This is a genomic window from Rhizobium sp. BK316, assembly GCF_014193695.1.
GTDB lineage: Bacteria > Pseudomonadota > Alphaproteobacteria > Rhizobiales > Rhizobiaceae > Rhizobium.
On sequence record NZ_JACHZR010000001.1, the window covers coordinates 177,865 to 202,260 of the forward strand.

Genomic DNA, 24,396 nt, shown 5'->3' on the forward strand with positions numbered 1-24,396 from the left:
GAGCGATACCGGCTTGAATTTTTATTCACATTTAGCCGGTGTCGGTCGCGACGTCGAGCGGGCCAGCGCATCATTCCACGTATTCAGAAGACCGGTCCGATCGATCCCTTCGGGCCGGAGGACGTGCGTGCTTCTCGGTAGCGTCTCGATCGTTTCGAGATCTTTCCACAGGCCAAGCGAAAGCCCGGCGAGATAGGCGGCTCCGAGGGCGGAGGCTTCGGGAGTTTCGCACTGGATCACGGCATGCTCGATCAGGTTCGCCACGCATTGCATGAGGAAACGGTTCTGGCTCGGCCCGCCATCGACGTAGAGTGCGCCGAGCTGACCGCCGCTCTGGGCACGCATGGCGGCAATCACGTCATGGACCTGGAAGGCGATTGAATCCGTTACCGAGCGGGCCATTTGTGCGCGGGTCGTGGAAAAGTTGATCTGGGAGAAGAGAGCGCGGGCGTCGGAGCTCCAGTAGGGTGCGCCCAGACCAACGAAAGCCGGCACGAAGCCCGGTCCGCCCGGCTCGGCGGTCGCCGCGAGATCGACGAGGGCGGCCACATCGGCAAGGCCGAGAATGTCTGCCATCCAGGGAAGGCTTGCAGCTGAAACGAGGATGTTACCCTCGAAGGCGAAGGTCGGCACGCCGGCTATCCGCCATGCGACCGTTGTGGTTATGCCGTTTTGCGGTGGGATGAAGCGCGGCAATGTCGTCATGACGGAAGAACCAGTTCCGAACGTCACCTTGCCATCGCCCGGCTTGAAGGCGCCGTGACCGAAAAGCGCCGCATGGCTGTCGCCGATGGCGGATCGGATCGGCGTGCCATCGGCAATGCCGGGAAGCCCCCGCGCCGTGCCGAACTCGGCAGAGCTGTCGAGCACTTCGGGCAACAGGGCGATATCGACGCCGAAAATTTGGCCGAGTTCCTCGCTCCACACCTGGCCATTGAGGTCGAACAACTGGCTGCGGGCGGCATTGGAGGCATCGCAGACGTGGCGGCTGCCGCCCGTCAGGCAATGAATGAGCCAGCTGTCGATCGTGCCGAGACGCACGCGGCGACCTGCCGGAACGCGATCGAGCAGCCAGCGAAATTTCGAACCGGGAAACATCGGGTCGAGGGGCAGGCCGGTGAGCGCCTCCACCCGGTCCAGATGCCCTTCGGCGATGAGGCGCGCGCAGTCCGGCGCGGTGCGGCGGCACTGCCAGCTGAGCACTGGTCCGAGCGCTTCGCCGGTTTCGGCATCCCAGACGGTTACGGACTCACGCTGGTTGGACACCGCTATTGCCTCCACGGTGACGCCGGAAGCATTTTTCAGGCATGCCTCGATCGCTTCGCAGACGGAGGAAAAGATGCGGCGGGGATCCTGCTCGACCCAGCCCGACTGCGGATAGGAGATGCCGACGGCGGCCGATCCTCTGGCGACGACGTCGCCCGTCTCGGAAACCAGAACGGCCTTCGAATTGGTGGTGCCCTGGTCGATCGCCAGAATTGCCCGCATCATCTTCTCCTCAAACGAATGGCCGGGGCGGTTGCGCGCCCCGACTCAATAGACCTGCTATCAGATTATTTGCGCGTGATAAGCGCGGCGGCGGCATCGGCGATCGCTGCAGGTGCCATGCCGAATTCGTCGAGCAGGAATTCGGCAGAACCCGTCGGAGCGTAAACGCCGGGCACGCCGAGACGTTTCATCGGCACCGGGGCATTGTCGACGACCACTTCGGCGATTGCCGATCCCAGTCCACCGAAGATCGAATGCTCTTCCGCCGTCACGATCGCGCCGGTCTCGTTGGCAGCGGCGATAATGGCCTTCTCGTCGATCGGGCGAACGGTCGCCATATTCAGAACGCGCGCCGAAATACCGCGCTCGGCCAGAATATCGGCAGCCTTGATCATGCGATGGGTCAACGTGCCGTTGGCAATCAGCGTCACGTCGGAGCCTTCGCGGAGAAGGTTCGCCTTGCCGAGCTCGAACCTATGCCCTTCAGGCAGAAGGTCGGGTACGCCGACGCGCGACAGGCGCAGGAAGCACGGACCATTGTAGCTTGCGGCCCATTCGACGGCGGCGGCAGTCTCGATCCGGTCGCAGGGGGCAATGACGGGCAGGTTCGGCAGAACGCGCGTCCAGGCGAAATCCTCGATCGAATGATGGGTCGGGCCGAGTTCGCCATAAGCCATGCCCGAGGAAATGCCGACGAGCTTGACGTTGGCATTGGAGTAGGAAATGTCGGCCTTGATCTGCTCGAGCGACCGGCCGGTCAGAAACGGCGAGGCGGCGCAGACATAGGGCAGGCGTCCGCCATTGGCGAGGCCGGCACCAACGCCGACCATGTTCTGTTCGGCAATGCCGACATTGACGAGGCGATCAGGGAATTTCGACTTGAAACCACCAAGTTTCGACGAGCCGACGGAGTCGTTGCAGACGGCGACGATCGTTTCGTTTCCGGCCGCCAGGCGCTCAAGCGTCGCGGCAAAGGCATCGCGGCAGTCATAGAGCTTCGTTGGAATTACGGGCGCGTTCATTAGAGTGCCTCCGACAGTTCTGCCAATGCGGTTTCATACTGTTCTTTGCTCGGAACCTTGTGGTGCCAGTCGACCCGGTCCTGCATGAACGAAATGCCATGGCCCTTGTTCGTATGCGCGACGATGCAATGGGGGCGGTCGCTTCGATGCTCGAGAGCGGGCACGATCGCGTGCATGTCATTGCCATTGATTTCGCTGACCTCCCAGCCGAAGGCCTCGAGCTTCGGGCGAAGCGGAGCGAGATCATTGGTGTCCGCGAGGGATGCACCCTGCTGGAATCTGTTGTGGTCGATGATCAGCGTCAGATTGTCGAGGCGGAACTGATATGCCGCCATGATAGCCTCCCAGTTGGACCCCTCCTGCATCTCGCCGTCACCGGTGATGACATAGGTGTGGTATTTCGCGCCCGAGAGTTTTGCCGCTTTCGCCATGCCGACAGCGACCGGCAGCCCGTGTCCAAGCGGGCCGGTATTCGTCTCGACGCCCGGCACCTTGTTACAGTTCGGATGGCCGTTCAGGCGGGAATGCGGTTTCAGGAAGGTCGAGATTTCCTCTTCCGGAATGAAGCCGCGCTTGGCGAGCGCAACATAGAGCGCGCAGGCCGTATGGCCCTTCGAAAGCACGAACCTGTCGCGATCGGGATGCTTTGGCTGGTCGGGCCAGACGCGCAGCACGCGGAAGTAGAGCGCGGTGAGGAGATCGATCACCGACATCTCGCCACCGATATGGCCGGCGCCCGCCTCATATACGGCCTGGAGGTCGCGCAGACGGATCTGGCGAGCAACACGTTCAAGTTCGGAAGGCTGCATCGTTTCCTCTTGTGAATAAATATTCATGTATTGATATTTTTGCACAGGAGCCGACTTAGTCAAGCCCCCCGTTAATCATTCTGCGCTAGTCATCACCCCAAAAGCCGGTTGACAGCACTTAGGCAAGTTGTTAATGAATTTTCCAGCAGGTGTGAATATTTATTCTAGCCTGATGAAATACTGGCCGCCGGCCTTAATCTTCAGGGAGGAATGATGGTGGCGATCGACGTGAATGAGCAGAGCCGTCCGTCCGGCACGTTCGTCAGCAAGCTCACGGGAGCAACCGGCCCGCTGATCGGACTGCTTCTGCTCTGCCTTTTCCTGAGCTTCAGCACAGATGCCTTTCTCTCTGTCCGCAATGGTCTGAACATTCTCGACCAGATCACCGTGCTCGGGATCATGGCTGTTGGCATGACCTTCGTGATCCTGATCGGCGGCATCGATCTTTCGGTCGGTTCGGTTCTGGCGCTTGCGATGATGGTGATGGGCTGGACGGCGAATATCGCCGGCCTGCCGCTCGGCGTCGGGATCGTGTTGGCGCTCATTGCCTCGATGGTGAGCGGCCTGATCGTCGGTATCATGGTTACCTGGTTCAGGGTGCCTGCCTTTATCGCGACGCTTGCGATGATGTCGGCTGCGCGCGGCGTGGCCAACATGATCACCGACGGCCAGCAGATCGTCGGCTTCCCCGACTGGTTTATGATGCTGGCGATCGACCGTCATTTCGGCATCCTGACCGCAACCGTCTTCCTGATGCTGGCTGTCGTTGCCGCTGCCTGGGTTTTCCTGCACTTCCGCGCAGAAGGCCGCATGCTCTATGCGGTCGGCGGCAATCCCGAAGTTGCTCGTCTTGCCGGCATCAACGTCCAGCTTGTGACTATTCTTGTTTACGTGGCGAGTGCCGTCCTTGCAGGTCTTGCCGGCATCGTTCTTGCTGCCCGTCTGGACTCGGTTCAGCCGTCCAGCGGTTTTGGCTACGAGCTGGACACCATTGCGGCCGTCGTCATCGGCGGAACCTCGCTGTCGGGAGGCGCAGGCGGCATTGGTGGGACGCTTATCGGCGTCCTGATCATCGGCGTTCTGCGCAACGGCCTCAATCTGCTCAACGTCTCGCCCTTCCTGCAGCAGGTCATCATCGGCGTCGTCATCGTTCTCGCGGTCGGTGCGGAAACGATCCGCAAGCGGCGGGCTGCCTGATTATTCGGCCCGCAGATGGTGCGGGCCGCAAGAAATTCCTCTCCGAAAGGTTTGGAGCGGAGCTATTGCCCGAGGGGGAGGATACCCGAGGGTTCACTAACAACGGAGGAACTGACATGAAATTTGCGCGCACTCTGCTCGCGTCTGCCGCCCTGCTTGGCCTCAGCCTCGGATCCGTTCAGGCGGCCGAAGTCAAGAAGCTCGGCCTTGCCGTCGCCAATTTGCAGGCAAACTTCTTCAACCAGATCAAGCAGTCCGTCGAAGCTGAAGCCAAGAAGCGCGGCATCGAGGTCGTCACCGTCGACGCCAAGGGCGATGGCCCGACCCAGGTCAACCAGATCCAGGACCTGCTGACCCAGGATATCGACGCCCTGATCTACATCCCGGCAGGCGCTGCTGCAGCCAGTGTGCCGGTCAAGCTCGCAAAACAGGCCGGCATTCCAGTCGTCAACGTCGACCGCAATGCTGAAGGCGCTCCGGGCGATACGTTCCTGGCGACCGATTCCGTCGCCTCCGCCAAGGCGGTTTGCGACTACATCCTCAAGGAAGCCGGCGGCAAGGGCAAGATGGTCATCATCCATGGCCAGAAGGGCACCACGCCTGAACTGGACCGCTCCAAGGGTTGCCAGGAATCCCTGAAAGTCTATCCGGACGTGAGCGTCGTCGCCGAGCAATATTCCAACATGTGGAGCCAGGACGAGGGCTTCCAGATCATGCAGAACATGCTCCAGTCGAATTCGGATGTCTCGATCGTCTTTGCCCAGGCAGATGGACTGGCGCTCGGCGCGGCCCAGGCGATCAAGGTCGCTAATCCATCGCAAAAGATCGTGGTCGGTGGTTTTGACGGCGACACCGCGGCACTCGAAGCCCTCAGCAAGGGTGTGTTCGATGTGACCGCGACACAACAGACGCAGAAGATGGGCCGCGATGCGGTGGAGAACGCGGTCAAGCTCGCTGCCAAGGAAAAGGTGCCACCGGTCCAGCTGATGGATGCCACGCTGACGACCAAGGAAAACGTGGCAGGCTTCATCGCCAACCATCCGTAATCAGCCGAGATATCGAGGAGGTGTGCTGTGACCGAGCCGGTTTTATCCCTGAGGGGCATATCCAAGCGCTACGGACCGCTCCAGGTTCTGAAGAATGTGGACCTGGACGTCTATCCCGGCGAAGTGGTCGCGCTTCTCGGCGAAAACGGTGCCGGCAAGTCGACGCTGTCAGGCATTATTGCCGGATCGCGCACACCGTCCGAGGGTGCAATGACATGGTTGGGGCAGCCTTATGCCCCGACCGCTCCACGTGAGGCGATCGACAAGGGCGTGGTGCTGATCCATCAGGAACTGCAGCTTTTGCCGCATCTTTCCATCGCTGAAAATGTCTTCATCGGCCGATGGCCGATGAAGAATGGCGTCGTCGATCGCGCCCAGATGGTTCGCCGTGCCCAGGAACAGCTCGCACGGCTGAACCTGCACATTCCCGCGACCCGAAAGGTCGCCGGTCTTTCGACCGCCAACCAGCAGCTCATCGAGATCGCCAAGGCGTTGGCGCTTAACGCAAAACTCCTGATCCTCGACGAGCCGACGGCCGCCCTTGGCGGGGCGGAGACGGAAGCCCTGTTTGAGCAGGTGCGCAAGCTCCGCGCCGAGGGTGTGGGCATCATCTACATCTCCCACCGCATGGAGGAGATCAAAAAGATCACCGACCGCATCGTCGTGCTTCGCGACGGGGAACGCGTCCACGAATTTGCCGACAGCTCGACACCGGTGCGCACGATTGTCGAAAGCATGGTCGGCCGTTCGCTTGATCGCATGTTTCCGCCCCTTCCCGAGCCGACCAGCCGACCCGTCCTTGAGGTGTCCGGCCTGACGTCGCCGGACGATTCCTTCCGCGATGTGAGCTTTGCCGTCCATGCGGGCGAAATCCTCGGCATTGCCGGCCTCGTCGGCGCCGGCCGCACCGAACTTGTGCGTGCCATTACCGGGGCCGATCCGATCAGCGCCGGCTCGGTCAGGCTGGAGGGCCAGCCTTTGAAGCTGCGCAGCCCGGCGGATGCGATCGCCAGGGGCATCGTGATGGTTCCGGAAGACCGTAAGGATCAGGGCCTCGTCGTCGCGCACAAGATCAGCGAGAACATTATCTACGCCAATCTCGACAAGCTCGGCGGGCGCTGGCTCACCTCGGGCATGAAGCGTGTCTTCGCCGAAAAGGCAGTGGCGAAATTCGGCGTCAAGGGGCGTGCGGAGCAATTCGCCTCCGATCTTTCAGGCGGCAACCAGCAGAAGGTCGTCATCGCTAAATGGCTGATGCGTGATCCCAAGGTCGTGGTGCTGGACGAACCGACGCGCGGCATCGACGTCGGCGCCCGCGCCGGCATCTACGACATCATCGTCAACCTCGCCAAGCAGGGTGTCGCGGTCATCGTCGTAAGCTCCGATCTCGAGGAGGTTCTCGGCGTATCGAACCGCATTCTCGTGCTGGCGCAGGGCAAGCAGGCAGGCATTCTGAAGCGTGACGAGGCAAACGACGTCTCGGTCATGGAACTGGCGACAATATAGGCAAAGACAGAAAGGAAGAGCGGTGTCCGACATCTCTCTGAACGCACCGAAACTATTTGATCTCAGCGGCCAGGTTGCCATCGTGACGGGCGCCGGCAGCGGCATCGGGCAGAGGATCGCGATCGGTCTCGCCCAGTGCGGCGCTGACGTGGCACTCCTCGATCGCCGCACCGATGACGGTCTTGCCAATACCGCCGGCCATATCCGGGCTGCCGGCCGCCGTTCGATCGAAATCGCTGCCGACGTCACCAGCAAGACGTCTTTGGCCGACGCCGTCGCCCGCACTGAAGCCGATCTCGGCGCTCTCTCGCTTGCCGTCAATGCCGCCGGCATCGCCAATGCCAATCCCGCCGAGGAGATGGAAGAGGATCAGTATCAGACACTGATGGACATCAACCTGAAGGGTGTCTTCCTGTCCTGCCAGGCAGAAGCGCGCGCCATGCTGAAAAACGGCCGAGGCTCCATCGTCAACATTGCCTCCATGTCCGGCGTCATCGTCAATCGTGGTCTCAGCCAGGCGCATTATAATGCCTCCAAGGCCGGCGTGATCCATATGTCCAAGTCGTTCGCCATGGAGTGGGTCGGGCGCGGCATCCGCGTCAATACGATTTCGCCAGGCTATACCGCCACGCCGATGAACACCCGTCCGGAGATGGTGCATCAGACCAAGCTCTTTGAAGAGCAGACTCCGATGCAGCGCATGGCTGGTGTCGACGAGATGGTCGGTCCAGCCGTCTTCCTGCTGTCGAATGCTGCAAGCTTCGTGACGGGCGTCGATCTGCTCGTCGACGGTGGCTTCTGCTGCTGGTGATGCGATGCGCAAGCTGATCGCGGGCAACTGGAAAATGAACGGTCTCATCTCCTCCCAAGCTGAGATCCAGGCGCTGAAGGGACTAACGGGCAGTGCGACGTGCGATATCGTCGTCTGCCCGCCCTTCACGTTGATTGATCGCGCAGTGGAGCGGGCCAAGGATTCGAAGCTGGTCATCGGTGCGCAGGATTGTCATGCGCAACGGTCAGGCGCCCATACCGGCGAGATCTCTGCCGAAATGCTTGCCGATATCGGCGCGCGTTATGTGATTCTCGGACATTCCGAGCGCCGTGTGTCTTATGGCGAAGATGATGAAATCGTCCTCGCAAAGGCGGTTGCCGCTCATCGGGCGGGCTTGATCGCGATCGTCTGTGTCGGTGAAACGCGACATGAGCGCGACGAAGGACGGGCGATCGAAGTGGTTGGCGAGCAGCTGAGAGAATCCGTTCCCGAGGGAGCGACGAGTGCAAATCTCGTCATCGCCTATGAGCCGGTATGGGCGATAGGAACCGGCTTGGTGCCGACCAATGAACAGATTGAGGAGGTCCATGCCGCGATCCGCCAGATGCTCGAAGAGCGCCTGGGGAGAGACGGTAACTCGGTCAGGATCCTCTATGGCGGCTCGGTCAAGGCATCCAATGCCGCGGTGATTTTCGGGCTTCGCAATGTGGATGGAGCGCTGGTCGGCGGCGCTTCGCTGAAGGCCTCGGAATTTGCCGGGATTATTTCAGCAGCCGTTTGAAATCTGGGTGACGAGGCAAGTGTTGTCGGTTTGCAGATCGGCGCGCTGATGTCGTCATCCCTGAAAGGAAAAGAGAATGCAACGCTTCGAAAACAAGACCGTCGTCATTACTGGGGCAAGCCGCGGCATTGGCGCGGCGATCGCCAAACGCTTCGCGCGCGAGGGCGCCAATCTCGTGGTCTCGGCCAATGAAGAGAGTGTGCATGGTGTGGCCGAACAGATCAAGGCCGATGGCGGCAAAGCGATCTCCTTTGTCGGCGACGTCACCGACAAGGCAAGCGTCAAGGCTCTCTATGATGCAGCCGAAGAAGTCTTCGGCGCTGTTGATGTCTCCATCCAGAATGCTGGCGTCATCACCATCGCCCGCATCGAGGATATGACCGAGGGCGAGTGGGACAAGGTCATGGCGGTCAATACCAAGGGCGTGTTCCTTTGCGCCCAGGAAGCGATCGCACGTATGCGTAAGCACGGCCGCAGCGGCCGCATCATCAACACAGCGTCCGGCCAGGCACGCGACGGCTTTATCTACACGCCGCATTATGCCGCCTCGAAGATGGGCGTCGTCGGCATCACCCAGAGCCTTGCCAAGGAAGTCGCAACCGACGGCATCACCGTCAACGCTTTCTGCCCGGGCATCATTGAAACCGACATGTGGGCCTATAACGACCAGGCATGGGGCAAGCTGCTCGGCAATTACGGCCCCGGCGAACTCATGAAGGAATGGGTCGAGGGCATCCCGATGAAGCGCGCCGGATCGGGCGAAGACGTCGCTGGTCTTGTCACCTTTCTTGCAAGCGATGACGCGGCCTATATCACCGGCCAGACCATCAATGTCGATGGTGGGCTGATCATGTCCTAGCGCTGTTCGACAATAGGAAACGGTGCTTTCATTGCCGAGAGGCAATTCTCGCGAGATGATCTGTACCCAACCTCTTGCAGAACAAGCCATTCGTCATTTACATAAGCAATGTTCTCAGGGCGGGGTGCAATTCCCCACCGGCGGTATCGAGGCAACTCGGAGCCCGCGAGCGCCTTCGTGGAAGCGAAGGGTCAGCAGATCCGGTGAGACGCCGGAGCCGACGGTCACAGTCCGGATGGAAGAGAGCAACGCAGAGGACGCCGCTCGGCACGCGGCGTTTCGTATGCTTGTTCGCCCAAGGGAAAATGGTGGCTTTTGACAGGCCATGAATGCCGCTCACGCGGCTAACCCTTGAAAGGCAGAGAAATGGCAATTTCCAAAATCGAAGATGCGATCGCCGCGATTGCGCGGGGCGAGATCGTGGTCGTCGTCGACGATCGCGATCGGGAAAACGAGGGCGACCTCGTCATTGCATCGGAAGCGATCACCCCGCAGGCAATCGCCTTCATGATGAATTATGCCCGCGGCCTCATCTGTGTGGCCATGGAAGGCGAGCGGCTGGACGAACTGCAGATCCCACAGATGGTCCCCAACAATACCGAACTCTTGAAGACAGCGTTCACCGTCTCGGTTGACTATATCCCCGAAACGACGACCGGAATTTCGGCTGCTGACCGCGCCGCGACGGTTCGCGCGCTCATCGGCGAGAATTCTCGCCCCGAGGATTTTGCACGGCCCGGCCATATCTTCCCGTTGCGTGCCCATCCGAACGGCGTGCTTTCTCGCCCCGGCCACACTGAGGCCGCTGTCGATCTCGCAAGGCTCGCAGGCCTGTCGCCATCGGGTGTCATCTGCGAAGTGGCCAATGATGATGGTACGATGGCGCGTCTACCCGAGCTTGAGCAGTTTGCCGAACGGCACGGCCTCCATCTGATCACCATCGAGGATCTCATCGCCTATCGAGGCGTCAGTGCGCCCGGTAAGGCTGCCTAGCTGCCGGTTGTGCAGTAGGCAGCGCGCGCTCTGTCGGTTCAAGGAAGGCCCGATTAATCGGGCCTTCGATATTTTTCCAAGCCGTCAGACGACGAGTGCCAATGCCGGTCCCTGGTTGTCGCCCTTGCTTTCCGACTCCTGGCCGACCGTGCTCTCTGGGGTGTCAGCGGCCAGCAGATTGAACTCCCGACGTTCTTTCTCCGACACGATCGCGAGGTCGATGACCTTCTGCAGGTTGGCGGCATGGCGGAAGGTGGGATCGTCCTGCTTGCCGCTCCTGACCGCTTCGGCAAAGCGCTGATAATTGGTCAGCACTGCAGGCACTTCGATATCACGCCAGGTGGCGCTTTCAATGTCGTCACCGAGGCAGCCGCGAAGATCCGAGCCGCTGGGACGGTGGATGACTTCGAGGCTGCCTTTCTCGCCATAGATGCGCAGCTTCAGCTCGTTCAGATGCCCGGTCGCCCAGCGGCTGGCATGGATGACGCCGAGCGCGCCATTGGCGAAATCGACCGACATGGTGAAGCTGTCATTCGCATCGAGCATATATTCGCCGATCTGGCCGCCCGGCGCTTTGTTGAAGGTCTTGAGCCGCGCAAAGACGTGGTCGATATCGGTCGCAGCGCCATAGGCGGCGAAATCGAGGATATGGATACCAACGTCCCCGAGCACGCCGTTCGAGCCATGACCGGTGGACAAGCGCCATAGCCAGCGCGACTCCGTGCGCCAGTCGCCCCAGGCGCGCGACACCAGCCAGCTCTGCAGGTAGGAGGCTTCCACATGCTTGATCGTCCCCAGTTCGCCGGCGAGTACCATCTCACGGGCGCGCTGCAGCGGTGCGACATTGCGATAGGTGAGGTTGACCATGTTGATGACGCCAGCCGCTTCCGCAGCTTCCGTCATCTCCAGGGCATGCGCATAGTTTTCCGCCAGCGGTTTTTCGCAAAAGACATGCTTGCCGGCCGCGATCAGCGCAAGGCTCGTCGCGTGGTGAACGCGGTCGGGCGTGACGTTTGTGGCAGCATCGAATCTCCCCCAGGCGATCGCCTCGTCGAGCGTGCTGAAGCGTTTTTCGATGTTGAAATGATCGGCGAATTCATCAAGCCGAGTCCGGTCCGTATCGACGGCGCCGACCACTTCGACACCATCGATCGCGAGGAAGCCGGCAACTTGGCTCTTGGCCATCATGCCCGTACCAAGAACGAGTAGACGCATTTCTATGCTCCTCAGCGGTAACCGGCTTCGCCGGCCTGATGCAGTCTCGGGCCGCGTTCGACGATCGGCTCCAGTGCCTTTTCTACCGGCACATTCGGAGCATCGGTGATGGTTTTCAATGCACCCTCGGGGTTATAGGCCCACTTCACCCCGTTGATCAGCACCTTCTGCACATTCGCATCGTGATAGGTCGGATAGGTCTCGTGGCCGGGGCGGAAATAGAAGATATTGCCGGCACCGCGGCGCCAGGTCAGGCCCGAGCGGAAGACTTCGCCGCCCTGGAACCAGGAGATGAACACCGTTTCCAGTGGCTCCGGCACCGAGAATTGCTCGCCATACATCTCCTCGTTCTCAAGCTCGAAATGCTCGCCGATGCCGGCTGCGATCGGATGGCGCTGGTTGATCGTCCACAGACGCTCGCGCTCACCCGCTTCGCGCCACTTGAGCGCGCAGGGCGTGCCCATCAGCCGCTTGAAGATCTTCGAGAAATGGCCGGAATGCAGCACCAGCAGGCCCATGCCTTCCCACACCCGCTTGGCGACACGCTCGACGACGACGTCGGAAACGGCGCCATGATCCTTATGGCCCCACCAGGTCAGGACATCGGTCTCGGCGAGGCGTGCTTCGCTCAACCCATGCTCGGGCTCCTGCAGCGTGGCGGTCGTCGCCGAAATCGCCGGATCGGTGTTCAGTGCCTTGGCGATCGTCGTGTGCATGCCTTCGGGGTAGATGCCCCGGACGATCTCATTGGTTGTCTCGTGGATGTTCTCACCCCAGACGATGGTGCGAATAGACAAGTTTCTGCTCCTTCACAGCAAGTAGCGGACCGGAACCGATGGGAGGCGGTCAGATCCTGTTTGTTTGATGGGTTGTTCAGGCAGCGCCCTTGAAAGCGAGCCTTTCGAGCGCGCGTCCGGATTGGTCGAAACGGTGAATGCGATCGCCGAGCGGCGATACACCCAGTTGCTGGCCGGGCTGGTGGCTCGATACGCCGGTCTCTCGAACGGTAAGCGGTTCGGCCGCGCCGATGTCGAGATAGACGAAGCTGTCCGAGCCGAGGATTTCCGAGTGGATGACGGTGCCTGTCCAGGCAGGATCCTGATCTCGAAACTCGATATGTTCGGCCCGAATCCCTATCGTGTGGGCATTGTAGGGAGCCGCGAACGGTCCGGAGAGGAAATTCATCTTCGGCGAGCCGATGAAGCCGGCGACGAAAATCGAGTTCGGGGTCTCGTAGAGTTCGATCGGAGTTCCGACTTGTTCGACGACGCCGTCGCGAAGGACGCAGATGCGGTCGGCAAGGGTCATCGCCTCGACCTGATCGTGGGTGACATAGATCATCGTGGTGTCATGCATGCCGCGATGAAGCTTGGCGATCTCCAACCTTGTGGCGACGCGCAGCGCGGCATCGAGGTTCGACAATGGTTCGTCGAACAGGAAGACCTTCGGGTCGCGAACGATGGCGCGGCCGATCGCGACGCGCTGGCGTTGGCCGCCCGAAAGCTGGCGCGGCAGGCGCTCCAGATAGGGCGAGAGCTGCAGCATGCCGGCTGCCTGTTCGACGCGCGCCTTGCATTCTTCCCTGGTCCGGCCGGAGAGTTTCATGCCGAAGGCCATGTTTTCGTAGACCGTCATATGCGGATAGAGCGCGTAGGACTGGAAGACCATCGCGATGCCGCGCTTCGATGGGGAAAGACGATTGACCGGCTGACCATCGAAGGAAAGCGTGCCTGACGTTATGTCCTCCAGTCCCGAGATCAGTCGAAGCAAGGTGGACTTGCCGCAACCGGACGGGCCGACGAAGACCATGAACTCCCCCTTGCGGATGTCCATGCTGACGCCCTTGATGACTTCGAATGCGCCGAAGCTCTTGCGGACATTATCGAGTCTAATCTGTGCCATATCTCGCTTTCCTCAGCCTTTGACGCCGCCGGCCGTCAGCCCGGAAATGATCCGGCGTTGAAAAATAAGGACAAGGATGACGACGGGCACGGTGACGATGACCGATGCCGCCATGATATTGCCCCAGGGGATTTCGAACTGACTGCCGCCCGAAAGCAGAGCGATCGCCACCGGCACCGTCCGTTGCGCGTCCGACGAGGTGAACGTCAGGGCGAACAGAAATTCATTCCAGGCCGTGATGAAGGCGAGCAGACCGGTGGTGACGAGGGCGGGCCACATCAGCGGCATGAATACCTGGGTAATGATCACCCAGGGGGAGGCGCCATCGACGATGGCCGCCTCCTCGATCTCGATCGGCAGATCGCGCATGAATGTGGTCAGCACCCAGACCGTGAAGGGCAGCGTGAAGATCATATAGGAGAAGATCAGCGCGAAGGGCGTGTTGAAGATGCCGATCCAGCGGATGAGTTCGAAAAGCCCCGCCAGCACCGCGATCTGCGGAAACATCGACACGGACAGGATGGTCAGCATCAAAAGCGCCCGACCCCGGAAATGCACACGGGCAAGCGCGTAGGATGCGGTCACGGCGAGCAGCAGCGAGGCAGCGACCACGAGGCAGGCAATGAGCAGGGAATTGCCGAGGCTGCGGATGAAGCTGCCTGTCGTCAACACGCCGGTATAGTTTTCGAGCGAGATCGAGGTCGGCCAGTAGGTGACCTCGAAGAGGGCGGTGCCAGCTTTGAAGCTTGTCAGAATCGCATAATAGAACGGGAAGACCGCGATGACGACGATGACGGCGACCAGCAGATAGAACAGGGTATTCTTGGTGGCTGTAAGCAGCATCAGTGTTCGCGCCCCCCGAGTCTGACGCGGCCGAGCCATATGTAGAGCACGGTGACCGACGCGATGATGAGAAAGAGAACGGTGGAGGCGGTTGCGCCATAGGCGAACTTGTCGAAATCGAAGAGGTTCTCGCGCGCCATGACCGACATGGTCTTGGTCTGGGCGTTGTTCGGCGTCAGCACATAGATCAGATCGAAAATGCGCATGGCATCGAGCATGCGAAAAATCACTGCGACCATGATCGCCGGGCGTATCAGCGGCAGGGTCAGCCGCCAGAATACCCTGACGGGGTTGATCCCGTCGATCTTGGCAGCCTCGTAGATGTCGGCCGGAACCATCTGCAGGGCAGCGAGGATAAGCAGTGCCATAAACGGCGTCGTCTTCCAGACGTCGACGATCAGAACGGCGATCATCGCTGTCTGAGGATCAGCGGTCCACGCGATCTTCTGGCTGATGAGCCCCAGGCCGAGAAGCATGTCGTTGAGGATGCCGAACTGGTCGTTGAGCATCCAGGCCCACATCTTGGCCGAAACGATGGTCGGGATCGCCCAGGGAATAAGGATGGCGGCGCGCACGATGCCGCGGCCAACGAACTGCGCGTTCAGCACAAGAGCGACGATGAGGCCGAGCGCGGTTTCGATCGTCACCGACAACAGCGTGAATTTTGCCGTGTTCCAGACCGCGCCCCACCAAGCGGGATCGGCCAGCAGTCCTCTATAGATCGTGCGGCCGCTCTTCAGGGTGACCCAGGAAAGATAGTTGTCGAAGCCGACGAACTGGGCATCGCCGAGGTTCGTCAGCGACGCATTGGTGAAGCTGAAATAGATGGTGCGGAACAGCGGCCAGCCGGCAACGATGGCCAGGATCAGCAGGGTCGGAGCCAGGAAGATCCAGGCAGACCGGATGCGTTCCGAGCGCAGATCCGAAGAGATCGCCTTTGCGCGCGCGCCCGTGCTCAGATTTTGGGAGACTGCAACTTCACTCATGGAATATCCGCTTCATGAGACAATCGACGACGGCGCTGTCGGAAGCGGCAGCGACGGGATATCCGACGCTGCCGCCTCGATTTGTTACCAGCCGCTGCCTTGCAGGGTCGTCAGATCGGCTTCGAGAAGCTCGAGGTTCTCTTCGGCGGTGCCGCTGCCGGACAGCGTGTTGTGCACGGCTGTCCAGAACTTGGCGGAAACCTCATTGTACTTGACCTTGGCAACAGCCGACGGACGCGGCACCGCGTTTTCGAAGATCGGCTTCCAATTCGGCATGAACGGCTGCGCAGCAGCAATGTCCTTGTCGTCGTAAAGCGCCGACAAGGTCGGCAGGTTGGAAAGCTCGATGGCGCGTTGCTTCTGGCTTTCCTTCGACGTCAGGAACTTGACGAGTTCGATCGCCGCATCCGGGTTCTTCGAATATTTCGAGACGGCGAGATTCCAGCCGCCGAGCGTCGACGAGGGCTTGTCGCCTTCTGCGGCAACGGGAAGCGTCGTTACGTCGAACTTGCCTTTGACCGGGCTGTCGGCGCCGTTGCCCAGCGCATAGGCGTAGGGCCAGTTACGCATGAAAACGGCGTTGCCGGTTTGCCAGACACCGCGGGATTCCTCTTCCTGATAGGCGAGCACGCCGCTCGGTGAAATCGTGCCGATCCAGCCCTTGGCGCGATTGAGCGCGGCCGCAGCCTTCTCGTTATTGATTGAAATCGTACCGTCGGTCTCGATGATCTGGCCGCCGCCCGACGACTTGACCCATTCAAGCGCATCGCAGGTCAGGCCTTCATAGGCATTGCCCTGGAAGACGTAACCCCACAGATCCTTCTGGCCGGCGGCGCGTTCCTTCTCCTGGATTTCCTTGGCGGTGGCCTCCATCTCGTCCCAGGTCTTCGGCGGCTGCTTGCCATATTTCTCAAGCAGATCCTTGCGGTAGAAGAGGGCCGGCGCATCCGTATAAAGCGGCATTGCGACCAGGCGGCCGTTCACGGTCTGCGATCCGACGATCGCCGGGAAGAAGTCGCCGACGACGTCCTTGGTGGCATCCTTGAGATCGACGAACTGGTCCGCCAGCTGCGGAGCCCAGATAACGTCCGTCTGGTAGACATCGACATCCGTGTTGCCGGCCGCGAGCCAGAGCCGATATTGCGAGAACTGTTCCGTGGACGAAGGCGGCATGGTGACGATCTTGACCGTATTGCCGGTGGCCTTTTCGAAGGCATCGAGCTGCTTGCGGAACAGATCGAGGTTCTTGCCGGTAGAGCTCGCTGAAATGCTGATCTCGGCGGCATAGGACGGTACTGACGCGCCAATAAGCGCGGCCGCGACGGCGGCCACCGTGAAACGAAACTTCATTTTCTCCTCCCAAAGACCAAATTGAAATCGATTTGGTTATGAAAAACTGTCAGAAGGTCGATATCATGTCAAGGGAGGTTCTAATTTACGACCTTCGCTTGTTTATAAATGAAGAATATCATTTAAAATCAACGCGAAACCCGAATGGCATGATTTTCCAAATCGCGCCGATATTCATTTCTGCGATCAAGGAAATTGAAATCGATTTGAGAAAATATAATCGACGGCATAGAATGTGGAATTTGCGGAGCCGATGGTATAGATGCCCGGCAGCGCAGGCGATGAAAGTCATTTCGGTCAATGAAACTCAAAGAGTTCGCAAAACAACTTGGACTGTCTCCAACGACCGTCAGCCGTGCGCTTAGTGGCTATCCCGAGGTAAGCGAGGTAACGCGCGCCCGCGTCGTCCAGGAGGCGGTGCGGTTGGGCTATCGACCGAACGTCAATGCGGTCAGGCTGAAAACCGGCCGGGTGGGCGCCATCGGCGTCGTCATGGGGCGCGCCGGCGAGTTCCATTTCGCGGAATTCATGGCCGGCATGGCGGAGCGTCTTGTTACGGAAGACACTGACATTCTGGTCATTCCGATGGCTGATCCCGAATACGATGCTGAGATGCAACTTTACAGGCGGTTGGCGGAAAGCCAGCGGGTTGATGCAATCATTGTGCATTCGCCTCGGCCCAATGACCAGCGCATCGCTCTGCTGCATGAGTTGGGAATGCCGTTTCTCGTTCATGGCCGTTCCGACATCGAGGTGCCGCACCCTTGGCTCGATATCGATAATGAAGGGGCTGTGCGCCGTGCGACCTCACATCTGATCGATCTCGGTCATACGAGGATTGCGATGATCAATGGCCGCCAAGGAGCGACCTATGCGCTGCATCGCGACATTGGCTATCGCAGTGCGCTGCAGAGCTATGGAATGGAGGTCGATCCGCAACTGATCGCCAACGGCAATTTCACCGACGAGCTCGGCTTCCGTTTTGCACGGTCATTTCTCGAACAACCGAAGCCGCCAACCGCGTTTGTCGCCGGGTCCATGATGACGGCGCTCGGCATTTACCGGGCCGCGCGTTCGCTCGGGCTTCAGATTGGCAGCGACGTCTCGGTTATCGCTCACGATGACGTCTTTCCCTATTTGACGGCCGATAACATGGTCCCGTCGCTGTCGGCGACCCGCTCGTCGATGCGTGCCGCAGGCACGCGGTGCGCCGATCTCGTGCTGCAGCTTTTGGCCGGGCGTTCGCCGCTGGAAATTCACGAGCTTTGGCCGGTCGAGCTTATCCTGCGCGAGTCCACCGGGCCGGTGCGGGCGCTCCAGACGTGAGCAACAGACGTTTGTAGAACTTCCGAGATTGGCTTCCAACAGGAGCGACGGCGACATCTCTTAACATTAGTTCATCCATCTTGACGCCGGTTTGTGGCGTACTTGCTTCATCCATCGGAAGGATGAACATGACTGGCAAACTCGCGCGGCGAACACCGCGGATATCGAACGGGGCGAAGGCGAGCAACGCCTCGGGAGCACAATCCTACGTCAAGCTCATTTTGAGAGAGATCATCGGATTCTCGATAGCTGCCCTTGTGCTGAGCGTCGCCAGGGCGAGCTATGCCCATTACATGGTTTTGGCGTCGTTGTGGATTCCATCGTGCCTCGCCACCATCGGGCGCCACCGCAGGCGCTCGCGCACCGATAAAAGGCGGCCTGCCATGACGGACTATCTGCTGTCCCATCTGGCCGAGACGCTTTTGCTGCTCCAGTGGTTTTATATCGCAATCGTCGCTTTCGGCGATTTTTTTGCGTCACAGCCTATCATTCTGCGAAGCATCGGGTCGTATTGAGGGTTCAATCGTGCGGCTCCACGCCTCGCGCGAAATATCCGTATTCGCGGTTTCGAGGCTCGAAGCAACTGGCCGGGCTTGGGGTTTACAGCCCGGCCAGCTCATATCGAGCGAAATCGGGGGAGTTCGCCCGATATATTGCGTCGCAAAACATCCTTTCGACCTGCGACGACTGCCCGCTATGCGGACGTTGCGCAACCCTTGCGTGGGCGGGCTCGGTATCAAGCCGCACACCGGTCGTCTTCATTTGTCAGCAGAAGATCATGAATGCGGATTTCTGGGTTTTAAAAAATGTTGAGTTTTGTTGGTTGCCGGCCGGGCCGGTTACAGCTCGCAAATCCCTCGGGGCACAAGCGACACGATGAAGGATCCGTGAGGAGGGAAGTCGCCCAACAAGCGCACGGGGGATATGAGATGTTCCTTTCTCATGTAGCGGGCTCGTTCACGATGGGCCGACGTTGAAACCTTGTTTTCAGTGAGCATGTCGCGGCAATGAATGGCCGGCATATTGCCTTCACGGGAGCGCCTCTTGGTGCACATCTCCCAGAACGAGCTTCACCGCATATCGGAGTTGATCGTCCTCGGTTCGACTGGCGGGAACATAGACGGACGACTTGACGGTGGCTTCGCCTTGTTCGCCTGGCAGATGCCGCTCGAGCCCGGCTTCGCCGGCAACCGTTTCCGTGCCGCGCAATGCCGCCGGAATGCTCTGCACGACCTCGATATCCGGCGCGATCCCCAAGGCCTGGATCGAGCGGCCCGACGGTGTGTAGACGCGCGACGTTGTAAGGCTCATGGCGGCGTTGTCATCGAGTGGAACGACTGTCTGAACAACACCCTTGCCGAACGATCGCGTGCCGACGATTGTTGCCCGGCGATGGTCCTGGAGGGCACCGGATACGGCTCGGGATCTTCGCCAGTTAATTTAACTTAATCGAACTTTGCCGATCTTTGACCGCATCGCGATACCGATCCGCTACATCCCATTCGGAATGACCCCGGCTCAGAAGAGCACACGAGGTCGCGACCTGATGCGCTACCAGCCCGCTCGCCATCCCGGACGCAACCGCTGCTTTCCACGCCGGCTGACTGAAGATCACGAAAGGAATTCCGCTCTGATGCGACGTGTCTCTCTAATTCTTGGTCCTGTCGTCGGCGCGTTCCTTGCCTGCCAGGAAGGGACGGCGTTTGGGCAAGCGAACGATGCCGCAGCCCTCACGGTTGCCGTCGCGAGGCCTACCGAGCGAGAGTGGCCGGAAACGGTGCCTGCCAGCGGCTGGCTGAAACCCTGGCATGAGGCGATCAGCGCCGCGGAAGTCGGCGGCCTGCGTATCACTGATGTCATGGTCGATGTCGGCTCTGTGGTGACGAAGGACCAGCCGCTTGCGCGACTTGCCGACGACACTGTCCGCGCTGATCTGCGAAAGGAGGAGGCCGCGCTCGCGACGGCGAAGGCCGATCTTGTCAAGGCCGAAACCAATGCCGAGCGCGCCCGAAGGATGAAGGGAAGCGGCGCCCTTTCGGATGAGAAGATCACCGAGTATCTGAGCATCGAGCAGACTGCCATCGCCGGCGTCGAGTCCGCAGAGGCTTTACTGGAGAGCCAGCGGATCAAGCTCTCCCAGACCACTATAGTGGCCGTCGACGATGGTCTCATCACCTCTCGCTCCGCGCAGCTCGGCGCCGTCGTCGCGTCCGGCACGGAACTGTTCCGCCTTGTGCGCCAGCAGCGCGTCGAGTGGCAGGCCGAGGTTTCGGCGCGTTACAGGCCGCTCATCAAGGAAGGGTTGTCTGCGACGATTTTCGTTGCGGGACGCCAGCAGATAGAGGGAACGGTTCGGCTCGTCGCGCCAACCGTCAGCACCGATACTGGCCGGGCGCTCATCTATATTTCTCTACCGGCCGAGGCGCATCCGCCCATAGGTCTTTATGCGACCGGGCAGATCAAGCTCGGGATAGAGCCCGCCCTCACGGTACCCGAGGCCGCCATCGTCGTACGCGATGGCCTCAGCTACGTCTTTACCGTCGATGGAGCGCAGCGCGCTACGCGCATCCGCGTCGAGACCGGTCGTCGCAATGAAGGCGAGGTGGAGATTGCCTCCGGCCTGGACCGCTCGGCTGAAGTCGTGACGGCGGGCGGTGCCTTCCTTTCGGACGGGGCGCTCGTACGCCTGGAAGGAGCAGCGCGGTGAACTTCTCCGCCTGGTCAATTCGCAATCCGGTCCCCTCTATCCTTCTGTTCATCCTCCTGACCGTCGGTGGTCTCATCGCCTTTGCTCGACTTGGGGTTCAGAATTTTCCGGACATGGATCTCCCGACGATCCGGATCAACGCTACCCTCGAGGGGGCAGCACCCGCCCAACTTGAAACGGAAGTCGCTCGCAAGATCGAGGACAAATTAGCCTCGCTCAACCTCCTCGATCACGTCGCGACCACGATCACGGACGGCACCGTCGCCATCAACGTATCGTTTCAGCTTGGAAAGGATGGGGAGGAAGCGCTCAATGAAGTGCGCAACGCCGTCGACAGCGCGAGCGGAGATCTTCCTCAGGCCATGCAGGCGCCGAGCGTGATGCGGGAGACGGTTCAAGGGTCAACGCTCGCCGCCTACGCGGTGCGATCGACACGACTCGACCGGACGGAGCTTTCCTGGTTCGTCGACAACGATTTGACAAAGGCCTTGCTTGCCGTTCCGGGCGTCGGCAATGTCAGCCGTGTCGGCGGCGTCGACCGTGAGGTCCATATCGATCTCGACCCGCAACTGATGGGTTCGCTCAACATCAGCGCCGCGACCATTTCGTCAAGGCTGAGATCCGTGCAATCCGACACGTCAGGCGGACGAGGGGATATCGGAGGAAGCAAACAAGCGATCCGGACACTCGGCGCGGTTTCCTCGATCGAGAAGCTGAAGGCGCTCGCAATTCCGCTTCCTGGCGGCGCCTTGATGCGCCTTGACGAAATCGGCACGGTGACGGACAGCTTCGCCGACCGCTCGTCCATCGCCTATCTGGACGGCGAACCCGTGATTGCGGTCCAGGTCAAACGCTCGAACGGCTTTTCCGACACGGCCGTCGCCGCGGCCATCGCGACGGCAATGAAGGACTTCGCCAAGGGCAATCCCGATGTCGAGATCGTCGAGGCCTACAGCACCGTCGGGCCGATCATTGAAAATTACGACGTCTCCATGCACATGCTCTACGAGGGTGCGATTCTCGCAGTCGTCGTGATTTGGTTCTTCCTGCGCGACTGGCGCGCGACCCTTCTGTCTGCAGTGGCGCTGCCGCTGTCCGTCATTCCGACGTTCCTTGTCATGTATCTGGCAGATTTCAGCCTCAACACCATCACGCTGCTTGCGCTTTCTCTGGTGGTGGGCATCCTCGTCGACGATGCGATCGTTGAGATCGAGAACATCGCGCGCCACCTGAAGATGGGCAAATCGGCAAAGGAGGCTGCGCTCGAGGCAGCAGACGAGATCGGCCTTGCCGTCATTGCCACGACGTTGACGCTCGTCGCGGTATTCCTGCCGACGGCTTTCATGGGCGGCATTCCGGGTCTGATTTTCCGGCAGTTCGGCGTGACGGCAGCCGTCGCAGTGCTTGCCTCGCTGGTCGTCGCGCGCCTTTTGACGCCGATGATGGCGGCCTACGTGATGAAAGCACATCCGGTCGAGGCCAGGGATGGCCGCATCATGCGCACCTACATGGCCTTCGTCAAAACCTGCCTGCGTCGCCGCAAGCTGACCACGGTCGGCGTGCTGCTTTTCCTCGGCCTCTCACTGGCGACAATTCCCCTGCTGAGTTCCGGCTTCCTGCCGGCCTCGGATGATGCACAGACGCAGGTGACCGTTACGCTGCAACCCGGCACAACGATCGAGCAGACGGATGCGACCGCGCGCCGCGCCGCCGATATCGTCTCCGGCATGCCGGACGTGACGCATGTCTTTACCGCGGTCGGAAGCGTCTCTTCGAGCGATCTTCTGGAATCGTCCACGACGCTCGACACGGCGACCGCATCCCTGACCGTCACTCTGAGAAGGGTCGACGAGCGAAAGCAGAGCCAGGGAACCATCGAAAGCGAAATCAGACAGGCGCTTGCCGTTCTGCCCGGCGCGAGGATTGCGGTCGGCACGGGCGGCAATGGCACGACACTCGCAATCACACTCGCGAGCGACGATTCCGACGCTCTCGACAAGGCGGCAAGCGCCCTCGAAGAACAGTTGCGAACCTTGCCGGGCATTGGCGCCGTGACATCCAGCGCCTCGCTCCAGGCGCCGGAGATACAGATCGTTCCAGATCTCGATCGAGCTGCTGCCCTCGGGATTACCGCAGAGTCGATCTCCGAGGCGGTCCGCGTGGCAACAAGCGGCGATTATTCCTCATTCCTTCCCAAGCTCAACTTGCCGCAACGCCAGCTCGCCATCAGGGTACAGTTTGATCCGAGCAACCGGACAACGCTCGACGACATCGCCAATCTTCGCATTGCCGGCAGCAGGGGCAGTGTCGATCTCGGCTCGGTTGCCGACATCCGGATCGGTGGCACCCCATCGCAGATCAGCCGGGTCGATCGATCCCGCAACGTCACGCTCTCGGTCGAGCTCAATGGTCGCATCCTTAGCGATGTTTATCGCGAGGCTGAGGGGTTGCCGGCGCTCCGCAACCTTCCCGAAGGCGTAAAGCTCATCGAGCAGGGCGAACTGGAGCGAAGCTCCGAACTCTTCGACAGTTTTGGCATTGCCATGGCGATCGGCGTGTTCTGCATCTATGCAGTCCTGGTCCTGCTTTTCCATGACTTCCTTCAGCCGCTGACGATCCTTATGGCGCTTCCCTTGTCGCTTGGCGGGGCTCTTCTGCCGCTCGTGCTGACCGGCACCGCCTTCTCGATGCCGGTGGTCATCGGCCTGCTCATGCTGATGGGCGTCGTGACGAAGAACTCGATCCTGCTGGTCGAATACGCGATCATGTCAAGGCGCGCAGGTTTCTCGCGCTTCGATGCCCTTGTCGACGCATGCCACAAACGCGCCCGCCCGATCGTCATGACGACGATCGCCATGGCAGGCGGCATGCTGCCCGTGGCGTTCAGCCTGAGCGGCGGCGATGCGAGCTTTCGTCAGCCGATGGCAATCATCGTCATCGGCGGCCTGATGACCTCAACCGTTCTCAGCCTCGTGGTCATCCCTGTCATGTTCACTTTCGTCGATGACTTTCTCCAGTTTCTCAAGCGATCTACCGGGACGGGACAGCGCGGGGATTTGCCGACAGATGCCAAACGGACAGCAAGTGGGGTCGATCCGGAGGACCGGAGCAACATAATGCGCGCGGCGGAATGAAGCTGCGTGAAAGATGGAAACGGGCCGATCGCCGCTGCCGAGGATGAGTTGATGGCGGCGGCCCGCCAGGGATCGCACCGGTCGCGTCGGCTTAAAAAGGTCGCCGGCGCGCTCATAGGCAACTAAATCGGCCAAGTCCGGAGCCTCCATGCTCGGCTCCATCGAACGATCTGTACCTTTCACGGGCCTAGACGAGCGATGTCGCACCGCGGCAATGAGGATTGTCTGTGTGCAAAGAAATCCGGTCCAGACAAATGCCGGGCCAGACGCCATCGCGCGACGTTGATGATCGACATCTCAATCTCTTTTTGTATCTGCCCGTGCCGAACATACATCCGGTACCGTTGCGGGTAGTGGGGTCATGCGCCGGAACTGATCGCTTCTGTTCCGGGCACGACGAAATCCGCCGACATCAAGGATGTCGGCGGTGACAGATCAGACGAGTATGAAATGCGGCCGT

The 24,396-nt window shown here is 60.5% G+C and carries 21 protein-coding genes and 1 riboswitch; of the genes, 11 read left to right on the forward strand and 10 right to left on the reverse strand.

All coding sequences use genetic code 11. The features are described 5' to 3' along the window. Nucleotides 1-21: 21 nt before the first annotated feature. From FHT87_RS00720 to FHT87_RS00730, 3 genes are all read right to left on the reverse strand, one after another. On the reverse strand, nucleotides 22-1,488 hold the full coding sequence (locus FHT87_RS00720) for an FGGY-family carbohydrate kinase (RefSeq protein WP_183800949.1): 1,467 nt from the start codon (nucleotides 1,486-1,488) through the stop codon (nucleotides 22-24). A 65-nt stretch (nucleotides 1,489-1,553) separates the two neighbouring features. Continuing rightward, nucleotides 1,554-2,510, reverse strand: a complete 957-nt coding sequence (locus FHT87_RS00725; RefSeq protein WP_183798653.1) for a transketolase family protein — start codon at nucleotides 2,508-2,510, stop codon at nucleotides 1,554-1,556. Continuing rightward, complete coding sequence (locus FHT87_RS00730) at nucleotides 2,510-3,319, reverse strand: transketolase (RefSeq protein WP_183798656.1); 810 nt, start codon at nucleotides 3,317-3,319, stop codon at nucleotides 2,510-2,512. Before FHT87_RS00730 ends, FHT87_RS00725 begins: the two co-directional genes overlap by 1 nt. Nucleotides 3,320-3,532: 213 nt before the next feature. On the opposite strand from FHT87_RS00730, the gene FHT87_RS00735 reads away from it, so the two are divergent. From FHT87_RS00735 to ribB, 7 genes are all read left to right on the forward strand, one after another. Then, on the forward strand, nucleotides 3,533-4,516 hold the full coding sequence (locus FHT87_RS00735) for an ABC transporter permease (protein WP_183800952.1): 984 nt from the start codon (nucleotides 3,533-3,535) through the stop codon (nucleotides 4,514-4,516). Nucleotides 4,517-4,632: 116 nt separating this feature from the next. Further along, on the forward strand, nucleotides 4,633-5,562 hold the full coding sequence (locus tag FHT87_RS00740; protein ID WP_183798659.1) for a sugar ABC transporter substrate-binding protein: 930 nt from the start codon (nucleotides 4,633-4,635) through the stop codon (nucleotides 5,560-5,562). A 27-nt stretch (nucleotides 5,563-5,589) separates the two neighbouring features. Then, nucleotides 5,590-7,068 (forward strand): sugar ABC transporter ATP-binding protein, encoded by a 1,479-nt coding sequence (locus tag FHT87_RS00745; RefSeq protein ID WP_183798662.1) that lies wholly within the window; start codon nucleotides 5,590-5,592, stop codon nucleotides 7,066-7,068. Nucleotides 7,069-7,090: 22 nt separating this feature from the next. Next, a complete protein-coding gene (locus tag FHT87_RS00750; protein ID WP_183798665.1) occupies nucleotides 7,091-7,879 on the forward strand; it encodes an SDR family oxidoreductase in 789 nt (262 codons plus the stop codon). 4 nt (nucleotides 7,880-7,883) lie between these two features. After that, entirely contained in the window at nucleotides 7,884-8,621 is a 738-nt protein-coding gene (tpiA, locus tag FHT87_RS00755) for a triose-phosphate isomerase (RefSeq protein WP_183798667.1), read from the forward strand. 76 nt (nucleotides 8,622-8,697) lie between these two features. Next, nucleotides 8,698-9,480 carry a glucose 1-dehydrogenase gene (locus FHT87_RS00760; protein WP_183798670.1) on the forward strand — a complete coding sequence of 261 codons (783 nt, stop codon included), beginning with the start codon at nucleotides 8,698-8,700 and terminating at the stop codon, nucleotides 9,478-9,480. A 106-nt stretch (nucleotides 9,481-9,586) separates the two neighbouring features. Next, nucleotides 9,587-9,731: riboswitch (FMN riboswitch) on the forward strand. A gap of 115 nt (nucleotides 9,732-9,846) precedes the next feature. Further along, the gene (ribB, locus tag FHT87_RS00765) at nucleotides 9,847-10,473 is read left to right on the forward strand and encodes a 3,4-dihydroxy-2-butanone-4-phosphate synthase (protein WP_183798673.1); all 627 of its coding nucleotides are present in this window, start codon (nucleotides 9,847-9,849) and stop codon (nucleotides 10,471-10,473) included. An 84-nt stretch (nucleotides 10,474-10,557) separates the two neighbouring features. On the opposite strand, the gene FHT87_RS00770 is transcribed toward ribB, so the two are convergent. The 6 genes from FHT87_RS00770 to FHT87_RS00795 all read right to left on the reverse strand — a co-directional run bounded on the left by FHT87_RS00770 (nucleotide 10,558) and on the right by FHT87_RS00795 (nucleotide 16,769). Then, nucleotides 10,558-11,688, reverse strand: a complete 1,131-nt coding sequence (locus FHT87_RS00770; protein WP_183798676.1) for a Gfo/Idh/MocA family oxidoreductase — start codon at nucleotides 11,686-11,688, stop codon at nucleotides 10,558-10,560. Nucleotides 11,689-11,699: 11 nt separating this feature from the next. Next, a complete protein-coding gene (locus FHT87_RS00775) occupies nucleotides 11,700-12,485 on the reverse strand; it encodes a ThuA domain-containing protein (RefSeq protein ID WP_183798679.1) in 786 nt (261 codons plus the stop codon). 76 nt (nucleotides 12,486-12,561) lie between these two features. After that, nucleotides 12,562-13,590 (reverse strand): ABC transporter ATP-binding protein, encoded by a 1,029-nt coding sequence (locus FHT87_RS00780; RefSeq protein ID WP_183798682.1) that lies wholly within the window; start codon nucleotides 13,588-13,590, stop codon nucleotides 12,562-12,564. A gap of 12 nt (nucleotides 13,591-13,602) precedes the next feature. Continuing rightward, a complete protein-coding gene (locus FHT87_RS00785; RefSeq protein ID WP_183733851.1) occupies nucleotides 13,603-14,433 on the reverse strand; it encodes a carbohydrate ABC transporter permease in 831 nt (276 codons plus the stop codon). After that, nucleotides 14,433-15,419 carry a sugar ABC transporter permease gene (locus FHT87_RS00790; RefSeq protein WP_183798685.1) on the reverse strand — a complete coding sequence of 329 codons (987 nt, stop codon included), beginning with the start codon at nucleotides 15,417-15,419 and terminating at the stop codon, nucleotides 14,433-14,435. The genes FHT87_RS00785 and FHT87_RS00790 overlap by 1 nt, the downstream gene beginning before the upstream one ends. 84 nt (nucleotides 15,420-15,503) lie before the next feature. Beyond that, the gene (locus tag FHT87_RS00795; RefSeq protein ID WP_183798688.1) at nucleotides 15,504-16,769 is read right to left on the reverse strand and encodes an ABC transporter substrate-binding protein; all 1,266 of its coding nucleotides are present in this window, start codon (nucleotides 16,767-16,769) and stop codon (nucleotides 15,504-15,506) included. A 300-nt stretch (nucleotides 16,770-17,069) separates the two neighbouring features. Here FHT87_RS00795 and FHT87_RS00800 point away from each other — a divergent pair, with 300 nt between their 5' ends. Both FHT87_RS00800 and FHT87_RS00805 read left to right on the forward strand, forming a co-directional pair. Further along, on the forward strand, nucleotides 17,070-18,095 hold the full coding sequence (locus tag FHT87_RS00800) for a substrate-binding domain-containing protein (RefSeq protein ID WP_183798691.1): 1,026 nt from the start codon (nucleotides 17,070-17,072) through the stop codon (nucleotides 18,093-18,095). 128 nt (nucleotides 18,096-18,223) lie between these two features. Beyond that, nucleotides 18,224-18,610, forward strand: coding sequence for a hypothetical protein (locus FHT87_RS00805; protein ID WP_183798694.1), 387 nt, complete (start codon nucleotides 18,224-18,226; stop codon nucleotides 18,608-18,610). Nucleotides 18,611-19,124: 514 nt separating this feature from the next. Here FHT87_RS00805 and FHT87_RS00810 read toward each other — a convergent pair. Continuing rightward, the gene (locus tag FHT87_RS00810; RefSeq protein ID WP_183800955.1) at nucleotides 19,125-19,535 is read right to left on the reverse strand and encodes a S41 family peptidase; all 411 of its coding nucleotides are present in this window, start codon (nucleotides 19,533-19,535) and stop codon (nucleotides 19,125-19,127) included. 193 nt (nucleotides 19,536-19,728) lie between these two features. On the opposite strand from FHT87_RS00810, the gene FHT87_RS00815 reads away from it, so the two are divergent. Both FHT87_RS00815 and FHT87_RS00820 read left to right on the forward strand, forming a co-directional pair. Beyond that, complete coding sequence (locus tag FHT87_RS00815) at nucleotides 19,729-20,802, forward strand: efflux RND transporter periplasmic adaptor subunit (protein ID WP_183798697.1); 1,074 nt, start codon at nucleotides 19,729-19,731, stop codon at nucleotides 20,800-20,802. Then, entirely contained in the window at nucleotides 20,799-23,936 is a 3,138-nt protein-coding gene (locus FHT87_RS00820) for an efflux RND transporter permease subunit (protein WP_183798700.1), read from the forward strand. Before FHT87_RS00815 ends, FHT87_RS00820 begins: the two co-directional genes overlap by 4 nt. Nucleotides 23,937-24,396: the final 460 nt, after the last annotated feature.

Coding starts and splice junctions, on each gene's coding strand:
- FHT87_RS00720 (WP_183800949.1), bottom strand. CDS start 1,488: ATGCGGGCAATTCTGGCGATCGACCAGGGCACCACCAATTCGAAGGCC.
- FHT87_RS00725 (WP_183798653.1), bottom strand. CDS start 2,510: ATGAACGCGCCCGTAATTCCAACGAAGCTCTATGACTGCCGCGATGCC.
- FHT87_RS00730 (WP_183798656.1), bottom strand. CDS start 3,319: ATGCAGCCTTCCGAACTTGAACGTGTTGCTCGCCAGATCCGTCTGCGC.
- FHT87_RS00735 (WP_183800952.1), top strand. CDS start 3,533: ATGGTGGCGATCGACGTGAATGAGCAGAGCCGTCCGTCCGGCACGTTC.
- FHT87_RS00740 (WP_183798659.1), top strand. CDS start 4,633: ATGAAATTTGCGCGCACTCTGCTCGCGTCTGCCGCCCTGCTTGGCCTC.
- tpiA (WP_183798667.1), top strand. CDS start 7,884: ATGCGCAAGCTGATCGCGGGCAACTGGAAAATGAACGGTCTCATCTCC.
- FHT87_RS00760 (WP_183798670.1), top strand. CDS start 8,698: ATGCAACGCTTCGAAAACAAGACCGTCGTCATTACTGGGGCAAGCCGC.
- ribB (WP_183798673.1), top strand. CDS start 9,847: ATGGCAATTTCCAAAATCGAAGATGCGATCGCCGCGATTGCGCGGGGC.
- FHT87_RS00770 (WP_183798676.1), bottom strand. CDS start 11,688: ATGCGTCTACTCGTTCTTGGTACGGGCATGATGGCCAAGAGCCAAGTT.
- FHT87_RS00780 (WP_183798682.1), bottom strand. CDS start 13,590: ATGGCACAGATTAGACTCGATAATGTCCGCAAGAGCTTCGGCGCATTC.
- FHT87_RS00785 (WP_183733851.1), bottom strand. CDS start 14,433: ATGCTGCTTACAGCCACCAAGAATACCCTGTTCTATCTGCTGGTCGCC.
- FHT87_RS00790 (WP_183798685.1), bottom strand. CDS start 15,419: ATGAGTGAAGTTGCAGTCTCCCAAAATCTGAGCACGGGCGCGCGCGCA.
- FHT87_RS00795 (WP_183798688.1), bottom strand. CDS start 16,769: ATGAAGTTTCGTTTCACGGTGGCCGCCGTCGCGGCCGCGCTTATTGGC.
- FHT87_RS00800 (WP_183798691.1), top strand. CDS start 17,070: ATGAAACTCAAAGAGTTCGCAAAACAACTTGGACTGTCTCCAACGACC.
- FHT87_RS00805 (WP_183798694.1), top strand. CDS start 18,224: ATGACTGGCAAACTCGCGCGGCGAACACCGCGGATATCGAACGGGGCG.
- FHT87_RS00815 (WP_183798697.1), top strand. CDS start 19,729: ATGCGACGTGTCTCTCTAATTCTTGGTCCTGTCGTCGGCGCGTTCCTT.